This window comes from Rhodohalobacter sp. (genome assembly GCF_041686455.1).
Classification (GTDB): Bacteria; Bacteroidota; Rhodothermia; order Balneolales; family Balneolaceae; genus Rhodohalobacter.
This window is the reverse complement of sequence record NZ_JAWLDW010000076.1, coordinates 1-13,310: the sequence shown is the minus strand read 5'-3', so window position 1 is coordinate 13,310 and position 13,310 is coordinate 1. Positions and strand designations below refer to the sequence as shown.

Below are 13,310 nucleotides of genomic sequence, written 5' to 3'. Positions count from 1 at the left end.
ATTATGCTCGGTAAAGCTCCGATTGATTCTGAAGGAGCTAACGAGGTTCAGATTGAAGGTATCCCGGATGGTGAAGCCAGAGCCCTTTATGGCGGTGATGACCCAGACCACAGCTCAGGTAAATTAAAATATGTGTCTATTCGATTCTCAGGTGCCGAAATCGGACCGGGTGACGAGATTCAGGGATTGACACTCGGTGGGGTAGGCCGTGGAACAACAATTGAATATATCGACATCTTTGTTTCAGCTGATGATGGTATTGAGATATTCGGTGGCACTGTAGATATCAAGAATATTTCAGTTGCATTTGCCGAAGATGATTCCTTTGACTTCGACCTCGGATGGTCAGGAACAGGCCAATATCTGTTTGCCCTTCAAGGCGGCAACGGAGCCGACCACGGAGGTGAATGGGATGGTGCGAAGCCAGACAATAATTCATCCTACTCTACTGCTCGTCTATATAACTCCACATTTATTGGGCTTGGACTTAACAGCACAGAACGCAGTGAAGATGCACGTGCAATAATGATGCGGGATGGTTCCGCCTACTCACTTTACAACTCGATTGTAACAGACTTTAACGGTCTTGGAATTCAGATTGAGGACAAGGGTGAGTCTGAAGACTCCTATGATAGAACCATTAATAATGTAAATGGCGATGAGGCCTCCATTGCAGGAAATATTTGGTTTACAGGGAACGCTTCAAGCATAGAGACCATGATCGATGTTACCGGCGAGAACGCACGAGATGCCGACGGCTCCATCACTGCAGCATGGTTAAATGACCGGGATAATGTATTTGAAGATCCTGAGCTGGGCGATGTATGCCGTACTCAAGGGTGCGGCGTGTTGGATCCACTTCCTGCGTCTGCCACAGCAACGTCACTTGCTGTAACCGTTGCAGATTCAAATGTAGATCAGACAAACTATGTGGGTGCTTTTGAGCCCGGACAGACAACCTGGATTTCCGGCTGGACTACACTTGCACGATACGGATATCTTGCTGACTAATCTTCAAGAGATCACAGATAAAGAAGGGGAGCTGATGAGGCTCCCCTTTTTTGTTTACACAAGCTTAACAAACAGGTAACGCTGAGGAAGCATTTGACGGTTAATTTCACCTAGTATTAAAACCAACCATTATTTGATAACTCAATGAAATACTTTTTCTCAATATTAATCAGTCTGCTGTTAGCCGTACCAGCATTGGCCCAAAAAGGAACATTAACCGGTGTTGTTGTTGACGAGCAGACCGGAGAAGAGATGATCGGAGTGAATGTTTATGTTCCCAGCATCTCAGATGGAGGCGTAACTGATATAAACGGAAAATATAATATTCGTTTAAATCCCGGTACTTACACTGTTGAATTCTCATACATTACCCATCAGAAAAAAATTGTGGAAGACGTAGAAGTGCGAGAGGGTGAGGTGACGCAGCTCGATATTACCATGTCTCAGTCAAATCAGGAATTGGATGAAGTGATTATTTCAGCCAGAAGAATTGATAATAATGAAGCCTCACTGCTTCGGTTGCAAAAGAAATCACTTCCGGTACAGGATGGGATATCCTCAGAAGAAATTAACCGGATAGGGTTCAGTAATTCAGCTGAATCCATGCGTCAGGTAACCGGAGCCTCTGTGGAAGGAGGAAAGTTTATTGTAATGCGCGGTTTGGGAGATCGCTACAGTATTTCAAGTATGGACGGTATTGTGCTGCCAACTACAAATCCCTACAGAAACAGCGCAAGTTTAGACCTCATTCCATCAAGCATGGTGGATAATATTGTGGTTAAAAAGACTTTTTCTCCCGATTTGCCCGGCAATTTTACCGGTGGTGCCGTAGATATTACAACCAAATCACTTCCGGATCGATATTATCTCAGATTAAGTACATCGGTGAGTTTTAACGATCAAACCACATTTAACGAGAATTTTTTGGGTGATCCGATCAACAATAGTTTAAGCAGATTGGGCTTTGATGATGGGTCAAGAAAGAAAAAATCTGATTGGTCAGATAATGAATATTTAAATCGGCTGAACCTGTATTTAATACAAATTCAGAATAACCAGTTGAGTGATCAGGATATTTCGGCTTTTAATTCAACAATGCAGTCTTTTTCTGACAGGCCTTTTTATGTGCAGCAGGAGACGCCGGGTTTGGATCATAGTCTGAATATTTCCTTTGGGAACCGTCACTATTTCGGGGAAACACAACTTGGGTATAATGTAGGAATCAATTACAGTAAATCATTTTCTCAATATGATGAACGTGAGATCAACAACTATACGGCACGAATTCCGGATGGAAGCGGTAGCCGAATGCAGGAGTTTCAACTCAACAATGGCAGTGAAAGTATAGATGAGGTGAATAATGGTTTGATAGGATCAACTACTCTGCAGGTTGATGAAAAAAATGAGATCACATTTACTACCATCTACAATAATAATGCGACGGAATCTGTATTGGATATGCAGAATGGTGCCTACCCGGGGGCATTGTCATCTGGTTCTTATAACAACCGGGTAATTTCATTTGTACAGCGTGAACTGTTTAATAATCAACTAAAGGGTCGCCATAACTTTAGCAATCTGGAAGTTCGATGGTCCGGTAACTATGTGAAGTCTAGCCAGTACGAGCCAAATACGCGATTTATCGGTTCACCGGTAGACGAAAGTGGGCAGTACTTCTATGTACGGGAAGTTCAGTTGCCATTCCATTTTTTCAGAGATTTGGATGATACACAGTACAATGGAAAGCTCGACTTGGAATATAAATTTTCAAATAAATTCAGTGTAAAATCAGGAGGATTTTTTACTAAGAAAGATCGCAATTTCAACGAATTTCGCTTTCAGCTTGAGAATAACGGAACTGATGCCTCAAATTCAGAATTTCTCAGTTTTCGTGAAGCATCCGGAAACTTTGCTAATTACTTCTCTCGAAATAATACTGGAATATTGGGCAGAGATGGGAATGGTGATCTCATCCTTGGATTAACCTATCGCGATCAAACACGACCGGAAAACAGCTATGAAGGTTCGGAACAAGTTGCCGCAGGTTATCTGATGGGAGTTTGGGATATATCAGAAAAACTAAAAGTATTTGGTGGAGCACGTATTGAACATACAGACTTTTCAATCACTCCGGGTTCCAGGGGAGAGTCTGTAACTGAAGGTGGTATTAACGAGGTAGACATTTTACCATCTATGAACGTGATCTATGCTCTCAATGAAGAATCGAACCTGAGGTTTAGCGGCAGTCAGACACTGGCAAGGCCAAATATGAGAGAGCTTGCCCCGTTCGCATCATTTGACCTGCTGGGAGGATTTCCTGTAGTTGGAAATCCTGATATTGATCGAACCAATGTGATTAATCTGGATATTCGTTACGAAATTTTTCCAAATGCCGGAGAAATGCTTGCTGCGAGTGCCTTTTACAAAGACTTTACCAACCCGATTGTAAGGGAGCTGGACGTTGCATCCGATCAGCCCCAATACCAATATGTTAATACAAACAATGGCCGTCTTTTTGGATTTGAGATGGAGTTCAGAAAAGAGCTGGATTTTATTGCTGATGCTCTACGCAACTTCAAGTTCTCAACAAACTTTACATATACCAGTTCAAGAGTAGATCTGGGAGAGAATGAATTGAAGACACGACGGAATCTGGATCCATCTATTAAGGCATTCAGACCATTTCCATTTCAGTCGCCCTACCTGGTTAACATGATGCTGATGTACGAAAACAGTCAAACCGGATGGGATGCGGCGCTCTACGCAAATATTGCGGGTGCAAGACTCGCAGCAAATGGATCAGGAGCGGCACCCGATATCTATGAAGTGAATGGTAAGCTTAATGATGAAGGCAGGCTGACGAGCTCGCGACCGCTGCCGGATATGAGCTTTAGAGTGCAGAAGAGTTTTCTAAATCGAATGTCTGCATCTCTGAGTATTAACAACTTGCTAGACTACAGTGTTGTACAGTACCAGGAAGATCAGGGTACTTACTTTACAAACAGCGCCTTAAACCCGGGTAGAACCTTTAAGCTTAGCTTTACCTACCGAATTAACTAACGCCAATTAATAAATAATTCCTACTGAGCCCGGGCACGTTCATTTGAACGTACGGGCTTTTTTTATCTATCCTTCACACTCTCATTTCGTCATAATTTGTACAACGAATTTGTGGGAACCGTAAACATATTTGCAGTGTTTCAATAATTGATCCGTGTAAAATGGATTATACTTCTACTGATTATTTTTAGAATAAATAGTCGTGGTTCAATAAATATTAAAACACAAAGAAATTGATATTTGTAACAAGAAAGGCGCATTTTAACGCTTCTCACCGTCTTCACAATCCCAATAAATCTGACGAGTGGAATGAAGAGACTTTCGGTAAGTGCAATAACCCGAATTGGCACGGCCATAACTATGTGATTGAAGTAACCGTGTCCGGAGAACCAAATCCGGAGACAGGATATGTTATTGATTTGGGGAGACTGAAATCAATCATCAACGATCGAATACTTGAACCGTGCGATCACAAAAACTTAAACCTCGAGGTACAATTTCTCGAAGGTGTAATTCCAACATCAGAGAATTTGGTGAGGGCTTTTTTCGAAGAACTTGAAGAAGACGTGAATGAAGCAGCTCACGGAAATTCTACTCTCTACTCTGTAAAACTTTACGAAACTGAACGAAATATTGCTGAATATTGTCCTAATCGGGCATTATAAATTTTTGAAATAGACTGAATTATGATTTCAACAAATCTAAAACGATTTTACGACCCCACATTTGTAGTAACGGAGCAATACAAAGAGAGCTTGCCCGATTTGCAAAACGGACCTTCATCACTCATTGAAGGCGCAAATGTTCCCATTCAACAGGTTGGTATTTCCAATTTTAAACTTCCGCTGAAATATCCTACACCATCAGGTGAACTCGTGACTCTGGAGACGTCCGTAGATGGTTATGTTGGGCTCGATGCCGGTAAAAAGGGTATTAATATGAGCAGGATAATGCGCACATTCTACAAATATAAGGATGATGTGTTTCACCCTGATAAACTGAAGGATATTCTAGAACAGTATCAGGAAGACCTGGAAAGTCGATCTGCATTTTTAAAACTCTCTTTCAGCTACCCGATGCTTCAGGAGAGTTTACGATCCGGTATGAGTGGCTATCAGTATTATAACGTGGCTATTGAAGGAAAACTGGATGAAAATGGAGTGTTTACACGCTTTGTTCATCTGGATTTTGAATATAGCAGCGCATGTCCATGTTCGTTTGAGCTGGCTGAGCACGCCCGTGAAACACGTGATGTTGCTACTATTCCTCATAGTCAACGCAGTGTGGCAAATATCACCGTACAGCTGAACAGCGAGATGATGCTGGACGACCTGGTAATGGCGTGCCGTGAGGCTCTTAAGACCGAAACTCAGGTTATGGTAAAGCGCGAAGATGAACAGGCATTTGCTGAGATGAATGGTGCTTATCAAAAATTTGTGGAAGATGCGGCACGATTGCTTTATGATGAACTCAATACAGACGAACGAATTCGAGACTTTGTTGTTCGATGTGCCCACTTGGAGAGTTTACACAGTCATGATGCTGTTAGCCGAATCTGTAAAGGTATTCCCAACGGTTTAAGGTAAAGTTTGGCTTCAAACATTAGACAGTTAGTCAAAGTTTTAGAGTTTAAGCTCAATAAACATCAGTTCGAGCCCCGTCGAGAACTTTCTCTGTTTTGAATAATTATAGATGACTACTGCCGTTCCCCAAACAAAAAAGACGACTGAGTTATCAATCGTCTTTTTTTTGTCTTAACTACTTAAGAGACTTTTAGATATTGAGCGCTTTTTCTATCAGATTATTTTGCTCAACTTCATGGATTTTCTTCTGACCGGCTGCAGGAGAGGCTGATGCTTGACGGCCTGCATAAGTAAGTTTTTGCCCATCATTTAGAATTTCCATAAAACGTGGAGCAACGTAGTTCCAGGCACCCATATTTTGAGGTTCTTCCTGGCACCACACAACTTCTTTTACGTCACTCAGTTCGTCCAAATAGCTCGAGATATCCTTATCAGGGAATGGATAAAATTGCTCTAGTCTTGCCAGAGCTACATTTCCAAGTCCTCGTTCATCCCGTTCCTTATAGAGGTCGTAGTAGACCTTGCCCGAACAGATTACAATTCTATCTACAGCTTCTAAATTCTCTATGGATTCATCCTTTATAAACGGCATAAACTTTCCCTCTGCAAGCTCTTCAACACTGCAAACCGCAAGTGGATGTCTCAGTAGACTTTTTGGAGACATAATAATCAACGGCTTTTTATACTCCTGTAAAGTCTGTTTACGCAGTGCATGGAAGTACTGAGTTGGCGTGGTAAGATTCGCAACTTGCATGTTATCTTCAGCGCAAAGCTGTAAAAATCGCTCAAGCCTTGCAGAAGAGTGTTCAGGACCCTGTCCTTCATAGGCATGAGGAAGTGTCATGACCAGTGCAGATTTTTGTCCCCACTTCGCTTCGGAAGCAGAAATAAACTGATCGATGATTACTTGAGCACCGTTTACAAAGTCACCAAATTGAGCTTCCCAAATTACCAAAGCATCAAGTTTGGCTGCAGAGTAACCGAATTCAAAACCAAGAGCGGAAAACTCACTCAGCAAGCTATTAAAAGGATAAAATGGTCCCTGTTCTTCGGCGAGGTTATTGAGAGGGATAAATCGCTGAGCTGTATTGGTACCGTGCAGTACCACATGTCGATGCGAGAATGTTCCACGCTCCACATCCTGTCCGGTTAACCTAATTGTTCGCCCGCTTTTAAGCAGAGAACCAAATGCCAGAGCTTCTGCAAATCCCCAGTCAATTTTTTTCTCATTATTTTGAGCTGCATCGGCTCGCTTAGCCAGTTGGCGCAGAAGCTTAGGGTTTGCGTCAAAGTTTTTAGGAACGGTATTCAGCTTAACAGCAATTTCCTTCAACTCATCAATAGAGTATGTTGTGACGGGAAATTCTTCACGCTCTTTTTGAGGTTCCTCGGTTCTGTCGAGCATTTTATCCGTCACCTCAAGAGCAGGTGAACTTTTTGCATTTTCGAATGCTTCATTAAGCAGATCGTCAAACTCATCAAAAATTGATTGAATCTCCTCCTCACTGAATTCACCTTTTCGGAGTAACTCCTTAACATAGATGTCTCGAACCGGATCATGATTGTCGATCTCTTTGTACATGCCGGGTTGCGTAAATGCAGGTTCATCGCCCTCATTATGGCCGTGCTTACGGTAGCAGATCAGGTCGATAACAACATCTTTCCCAAATTTTTGCCGATACTCAATTGCCAGATTCATAGCGTGAACGGCAGCCTCGGGATCATCTCCATTGACGTGGAAAATAGGTGCTAAAATCATTTTAGCCAGATCGGAAGCGTATTCTGTAGATCGGGCATCTTCGGGCAGTGTGGTAAATCCAATCTGATTGTTGATGATTAAGTGGATTGTACCCCCGGTTTCGTAGCCTCTCAGCTGCGACATGTTCAATGTTTCGGCAACAACTCCCTGTCCTGCAAAAGCAGCATCTCCGTGCATCAGTACAGGAACAATTTTCTTTTTGGCGTCCTCGTCACCTTCAAAGTGATCCTGACTTGCACGGGTTGCACCTTCAACCACGGGGTTTACGGCCTCGAGGTGACTTGGGTTTGGCAGCAGTTCAAGTTCAATAGCCTTGCCACTTTTGGTTTCATAAGCTCCCTTAGAGCCAAGGTGATACTTCACATCACCGGATCCCTGAATGGTGTCCGGATCGATATTTCCTTCAAAATCGGCAAATACCTTGCGGTAGGGCTTATTCATGATATTCACAAGAATATTCAAACGCCCGCGATGAGCCATGCCCAGGAAAAATTTCTCTATATCCTTTTCACCCGCCTTTTCCATCAGGAAATGCATCATCGGAATAAGAGTCTCAGCACCTTCAAGTGAAAATCGTTTATGGCCAATATATTTTTTGTGCAGAAACTGCTCAAAAGCTATCGCCTGATTCAGCTTATGAAGAATATCCTCTTTCTCTTCTTTGGATAAATTTGGGCTGTTAGTGGTCGATTCCATTGTCTCACGCAGAAACCTTCGCTCATTCAAATCGAGAAGATGCTTGTACTCGGCTCCAATTTTACCACAGTACGTATTTCTCAGGAGCTGGATGATGTCTCTCAGTTTTGCGGTCTTCTTGCCACCAAGTCCGTCACAGAAAAACTCTCGGTCTAAATCCCATAGTGTGAGACCATAGTAGTCAAGATCGAGCTCAGGACTTTTTCCCGGACCTGATCCTAGAGGATCCAGATCAGAGAGAACGTGTCCGCGCATTCGATACATGTTTATGAGTCTCCAAACTGCGATAGCACGCCGATCCTGTTCCAGGGTATTCGCTTTGCCACTCAGTTGTCCTTCATATTTATCCTCTCCATAAGGCAGCGGCTGATAAGGAATCTCTAAGTCGCGGAAAATGGTATCGTAAAAATCTTCTTCCCCGTTAAGCAGCTGGTGAATCTTTTGAAGGAACATTCCTGATTCGGCTCCCTGAATAATACGGTGATCGTATGTACAGGTCACAGTCATCACTTTGCTTACACCCAGTTGATTGAGCACATCCTGTGCCATGGACTGAAATTCAGCTGGGTAGTTGATAGCACCCGTTGCAATAATTGCACCTTGTCCCTTCATCAAACGAGGCACGGAAGAGACAGTACCGATCGTTCCGGGATTAGTGACGCTGATAGTTGTATTTTGAAAGTCTGAAACTTCCAGATTGCCGTTTCTCGCTTTCTTAATTAGTTCGGCATAGGCATAGAGGAACTCCTTGAAGTTCATCTTGTCCACACCTTTGATATTTGGAACCACCAGGTTTCTGGATCCGTCTCTGCTTTCAAGATCAATAGCAATACCAAGATTTACCTGACCCGGATGGACTTTGTAATGCGTGTCATCTTTTTGAGAGTAGTACGCATTAATACTCGGAAAATCTTTAAGGGCACGAATAACTGCCCAAGCAATAAAATGGGTAAAAGAGGCTTTGGGTTCGCCGCGCTTGAGCAAATGTGTATTTACAATAGACCGGTCTTCGTTAAGCATTTTAACCGGGAGAACACGCAATGAGGTGGCAGTAGGTACCTCCACACTCTCATCCATGTTATCTACGATTTTGGAAGCCACTCCTTTGATTTTCTCAAGTTCGGCCCCCTCAGGAATAGTCGGTTCAGCAGCGGGTTTTTTCTTCTTTTTTTCTTTGGCAGGCTCTTTCTTTGCCTCAGGCTCTGTTTTTCTCTCAGATTTAGCAGGTTTTTCGGCAGTCTGTTCAGGGGCAGGAATTTCGTTGCCATCAATTTGATCGAAGTATTTTCGCCAGTGATTGGGAACAGAGTCTGGATCGGCCTGATATTGTTCGTAAAGCTCTTCTACAAGAGCTGAATTGGGTCCAAATACAGATTCAAGTGATTTCAAAACAGCGAGTGTGTCTTTTGTTGAGTTTAAAAATGTGTATGGCAGATTGTTTGCTCAAATTAGCTTAATCGCTAAAAATAATCGTTTATCTGATCTATGATCACATACTCAAAATTAATTCAAGTGCATTACGATATGATAATGCAATATTAAGATGCTTTGAGCTTAAATTTTTTAATAAGTTCTTAAATTAACCATTTAGCAATTAAAATACGATGAATATCGCTTAGTTTTAAGACGTTAATTTGGGCTCAATTCCGGGTTCATCATAGTCATTTCATTCGTTATATTCAGTTTAAATAAATAACCAATCATTTAATGGCGCGCTTGAATTATGAGCAGTAAAAACAAAACAGAAACAGGGGCTGAGAACGTAACATGGGACCTTTCCGATCTTTACAAATCGCCGGAGGACCCTAAACTACTAGAGGACAAAAAGAAATTACTAAAAGAAGCTGATGAATTTGCGGATAAGTACCATGGACGAATTTCTGCACTATCGGCCTCTGAGTTTTCAGATGCGCTGAGAGCGTACGAATCTCTGATTCAGCGCGCAGGGAAAATAGGATCTTATTCGCATTTGATCTGGTCTACCAATACCGAAGATGCTAAACTTGGTAAATTATTACAGGAGGCCAACGAACTTGGATCCGAGCTCAGCCAGAAGCTTGTGTTTTTTGATGTAGAGTGGATGAAATTGGACGATAATCGTGCTGAGGAGCTGATCCACTCGGAAGAGCTTTTCCCATGGAAACACTATCTTCGTGTTTCAAGGATGTATAAAGATCACACTCTTTCAGAAGATGCAGAGCAGGTGATGAGTGCAAAGTCTGTAACCGGCCGGTCTGCATGGAATAGGTATTTTGATGAAACACTTGGTGCTGCCCGTTTCGAGTTGGATGGCGAAGAGATGACCGAACAGCAGGTGTTGAGTAAACTGCACAATCCTGACCGGGAGTTGCGTAAAAGGGCTCATGAATCTTTAACCGAGACGTTTACTGAACTTTCACGGTCGCTTACGTTCATTTTCAATACGCTGTTGGCCGATAAATATACCAACGATAAACTTCGTGGCTACGAAAGCTGGATCTCATCGAGAAATCTTTCCAATCAAACCGATAGCGAAACCGTAGAAGCACTGATTACGGCCGTAACCGGACGATATGAATTGGTTCAGCGGTACTACAAGCTCAAGAAAAAACTTCTGGGTGTTGATGAGATGTTCGACTACGATCGCTATGCTCCAATCGCCAAAAACAGGGAGACGATAAAATGGGACCGGGCAAAGTCGATGGTTCTGGAAGCTTATGGTGATTTTCACCCGCGTATGAAATCTATTGCCACAGAATTTTTTGATAAAAAGTGGATTGATGCGGCCATTCGTCCGGGAAAAAGAGGTGGCGCATATTCAGCAAGTACGGTTACAAATATTCACCCATATGTATTTATGAATTTTGACGGACAGCTCAGGGATGTGCAAACTCTGGCACACGAATTGGGTCACGGGGTTCATCAGTACCTGTCCAGAAAGCAGGGAGAACTGCAGTCATCTACGCCGCTTACAACAGCAGAAACAGCTTCCGTATTCGGTGAAATGCTTGTCTTTAATAAGCTGATGAACAACATAGATGATCCAAAAGAGAAATTGGCCCTGTTGGTCAGTAAAATTGATGACACTATTGCGACGGTTTTCCGGCAGGTTTCGATGAATCGTTTTGAAGACCGGATACACACTACCCGACGTGAGGAAGGCGAATTAACTACAGAAGATTTTTCCAGGCATTGGGTGGAGACTCAAAACGATCTTTACGGAGATTCAATCACCATTACCGACGAGTATAAATTGTGGTGGTGCTATATTCCTCACTTTTTACATACACCGGGATATGTGTACGCATATGCGTTTGGAGAACTGCTTGTTCTGGCACTCTATGATGCATATAAAAATCAAAAAAATGGATTTTCAGATCGGTATATTGAACTTCTTGAAGCGGGTGGTTCTGACTGGCCACACAATATTGTTGGCAAAATGGATATCGATATTCGTGACTCAGGCTTTTGGAACCGGGGTCTCGACCTATTTGAGTCTATGATCGATCAGGCGGAAGAATTGGCAGAAAGTCTCTAATAAAACAGATTTTGATGGACAATAAGCGAGAAGAAAAAGCACTCCTCGAATTTAAACACGCCTTGGAAGATATTATGCAGCTGTTGCGTAAATCAACGGAAGCAGATACGGTCTATATGTACTGGGTTAATCGTACCCGACAACAGTTTGTTTTGGAGACCAGTTCTACTATTCTCCCAAATGTGATGTTTAAAGACCGGATCGCTTTTGATGAGTACTATCTGGTTAACTTCAAAGAGATCGAAAATGTAGTACAGCTAAAAGTAGAAGAGGATTTTTCGGTTTCCGATTTGAGCCACTATCACGATCATGTGCCGGTTAGATTCCTCACGCTAATTCCATTTATCAACAATGGCGAAACCGTTGCCTTGACGGTTGTTGAGACTGAATTTCAGATCAATTTAACCGACTATGAAGATGTGTTAGCAGCGTATAGAAATGCACTTTTGAACTTACTGAATACCTACCTTGAACTCACAGATCTTTATGAGAGCGAAAAAGAGTGGGCGAGGTATGATGAGTCGTTAGAAAGCATTACTCCAAAGTTGCATAAAGCTGAGGTTCTAGAAGTAATGGCTGCGGAGATTCAGAAATATTTACGCTCCGGTGGTGTGTCAGTTGTTGCACGTGGAATGGATAGTTGGTGCAGTATTCTGAGGTCATCCAAATCACCCGGCTACCCAAAGCTGGGCCTGCTGATGGAGGAGAAAAGTGTTGCGTATGATGCTCTTCAGAAAGGCAGGGACGTTTTTGCGATTCATTTCAATCAAAATCCAAAACGCATATCCGGTGCGGAGACAAATACGGACGGCGCTACATATGCCATTCCAATTATGATTCACGACCGGCGCCACGCGGTGGTGGTAGCTTATGATAAAAACCCCTTAACATTCAAAGATTCTGTAAAGCATAAGCTAAAAAATCTGGTAAGGGTTGCATCACTATCCATTCAGATTAATCAGGGGAAAGTGGATGTAGATAAAGATATCCTTACAAGTGAATATGGTAATTTCATCCCGGAAATTTGGGAGCGAACTCTTGCCACTCAAATTAAAAGATTGGGGAGATCGGAAGAAAAGACCTGGTTTGGTTTTGTGACCATTGATAACCTGCAGGAGTTGCGATCCAGATTCAGACTTGAGGATTTAAAAAGGCTCCAGCGATCTGTCGTGAATATTCTCAACCCTGGCAGGAATAGTTCTTCAGGGTTAATTGGATTTAACTCAGATTACATTTACTCTGCAATTATAACCGGTAATGATGATCAGGCTTGTGAGAAGTGGATTGCAGCAGTCGATTCAAAATTGGAAGAGCCAGTAGAAATTCTGGGCGGACAGAAAATCAAACTTTCTCTTACATATGGGATGATAGAGGTTGAACCGAATAGCGGTGACCAGTTTGAGCAGATAAGACTGGCTAAAAGAAAACTTTCGGATGCCATGAATGGTAACCAAGCCCGTTCTGCCAGTAATTTTTAAATAAAGCCTTTGATTAGATGTCAAGATTTTTTGTAGTGGTAATTGATGGTTTAGGGATTGGTGCACAAGAAGATGCCGGTGAATATGGAGACAAGGGAACAAATACGTTAGGGCACGTTTTGGAGGCTACTGAAGTAAAACTCCCAAATTTTGAACGGCTTGGCCTTGGAAACATAGAACCGCTGAAGTCTGTGGATAAATGTGAT

The 13,310-nt window shown here is 42.5% G+C and carries 6 protein-coding genes and 2 pseudogenes; 7 read left to right on the top strand and 1 reads right to left on the bottom strand.

Features of this window, described 5'->3' with window-relative positions:
* The 4 genes and pseudogenes from ACESM0_RS09445 to folE2 all read left to right on the top strand — a co-directional run.
* A pseudogene (locus ACESM0_RS09445) lies at positions 1-1,011 on the top strand (T9SS C-terminal target domain-containing protein); the annotation flags it as partial.
* A gap of 144 nt (positions 1,012-1,155) precedes the next feature.
* A complete protein-coding gene (locus tag ACESM0_RS09440; RefSeq protein ID WP_372905868.1) occupies positions 1,156-4,071 on the top strand; it encodes a TonB-dependent receptor in 2,916 nt (971 codons plus the stop codon).
* Positions 4,072-4,304: 233 nt separating this feature from the next.
* The gene (locus ACESM0_RS09435; RefSeq protein WP_372905866.1) at positions 4,305-4,736 is read left to right on the top strand and encodes a 6-pyruvoyl trahydropterin synthase family protein; all 432 of its coding nucleotides are present in this window, start codon (positions 4,305-4,307) and stop codon (positions 4,734-4,736) included.
* A 21-nt stretch (positions 4,737-4,757) separates the two neighbouring features.
* On the top strand, positions 4,758-5,657 hold the full coding sequence (folE2, locus tag ACESM0_RS09430; RefSeq protein WP_372905864.1) for a GTP cyclohydrolase FolE2: 900 nt from the start codon (positions 4,758-4,760) through the stop codon (positions 5,655-5,657).
* A gap of 187 nt (positions 5,658-5,844) precedes the next feature.
* On the opposite strand, the gene ACESM0_RS09425 is transcribed toward folE2, so the two are convergent.
* Entirely contained in the window at positions 5,845-9,498 is a 3,654-nt protein-coding gene (locus tag ACESM0_RS09425) for a multifunctional oxoglutarate decarboxylase/oxoglutarate dehydrogenase thiamine pyrophosphate-binding subunit/dihydrolipoyllysine-residue succinyltransferase subunit (RefSeq protein WP_372905862.1), read from the bottom strand.
* 334 nt (positions 9,499-9,832) lie between these two features.
* On the opposite strand from ACESM0_RS09425, the gene ACESM0_RS09420 reads away from it, so the two are divergent.
* From ACESM0_RS09420 to ACESM0_RS09410, 3 genes and pseudogenes are all read left to right on the top strand, one after another.
* Positions 9,833-11,626 carry a M3 family oligoendopeptidase gene (locus tag ACESM0_RS09420; protein ID WP_372905860.1) on the top strand — a complete coding sequence of 598 codons (1,794 nt, stop codon included), beginning with the start codon at positions 9,833-9,835 and terminating at the stop codon, positions 11,624-11,626.
* A 14-nt stretch (positions 11,627-11,640) separates the two neighbouring features.
* Positions 11,641-13,104 (top strand): GAF domain-containing protein, encoded by a 1,464-nt coding sequence (locus ACESM0_RS09415; protein WP_372905858.1) that lies wholly within the window; start codon positions 11,641-11,643, stop codon positions 13,102-13,104.
* 17 nt (positions 13,105-13,121) lie between these two features.
* Positions 13,122-13,310, top strand: a pseudogene (locus ACESM0_RS09410) (phosphopentomutase); the annotation flags it as partial.

Excerpts from the sequence above, each read along its gene's own strand:
- ACESM0_RS09440 (WP_372905868.1), top strand. The coding sequence starts at position 1,156 with ATGAAATACTTTTTCTCAATATTAATCAGTCTGCTGTTAGCCGTACCA.
- folE2 (WP_372905864.1), top strand. The coding sequence starts at position 4,758 with ATGATTTCAACAAATCTAAAACGATTTTACGACCCCACATTTGTAGTA.
- ACESM0_RS09420 (WP_372905860.1), top strand. The coding sequence starts at position 9,833 with ATGAGCAGTAAAAACAAAACAGAAACAGGGGCTGAGAACGTAACATGG.
- ACESM0_RS09415 (WP_372905858.1), top strand. The coding sequence starts at position 11,641 with ATGGACAATAAGCGAGAAGAAAAAGCACTCCTCGAATTTAAACACGCC.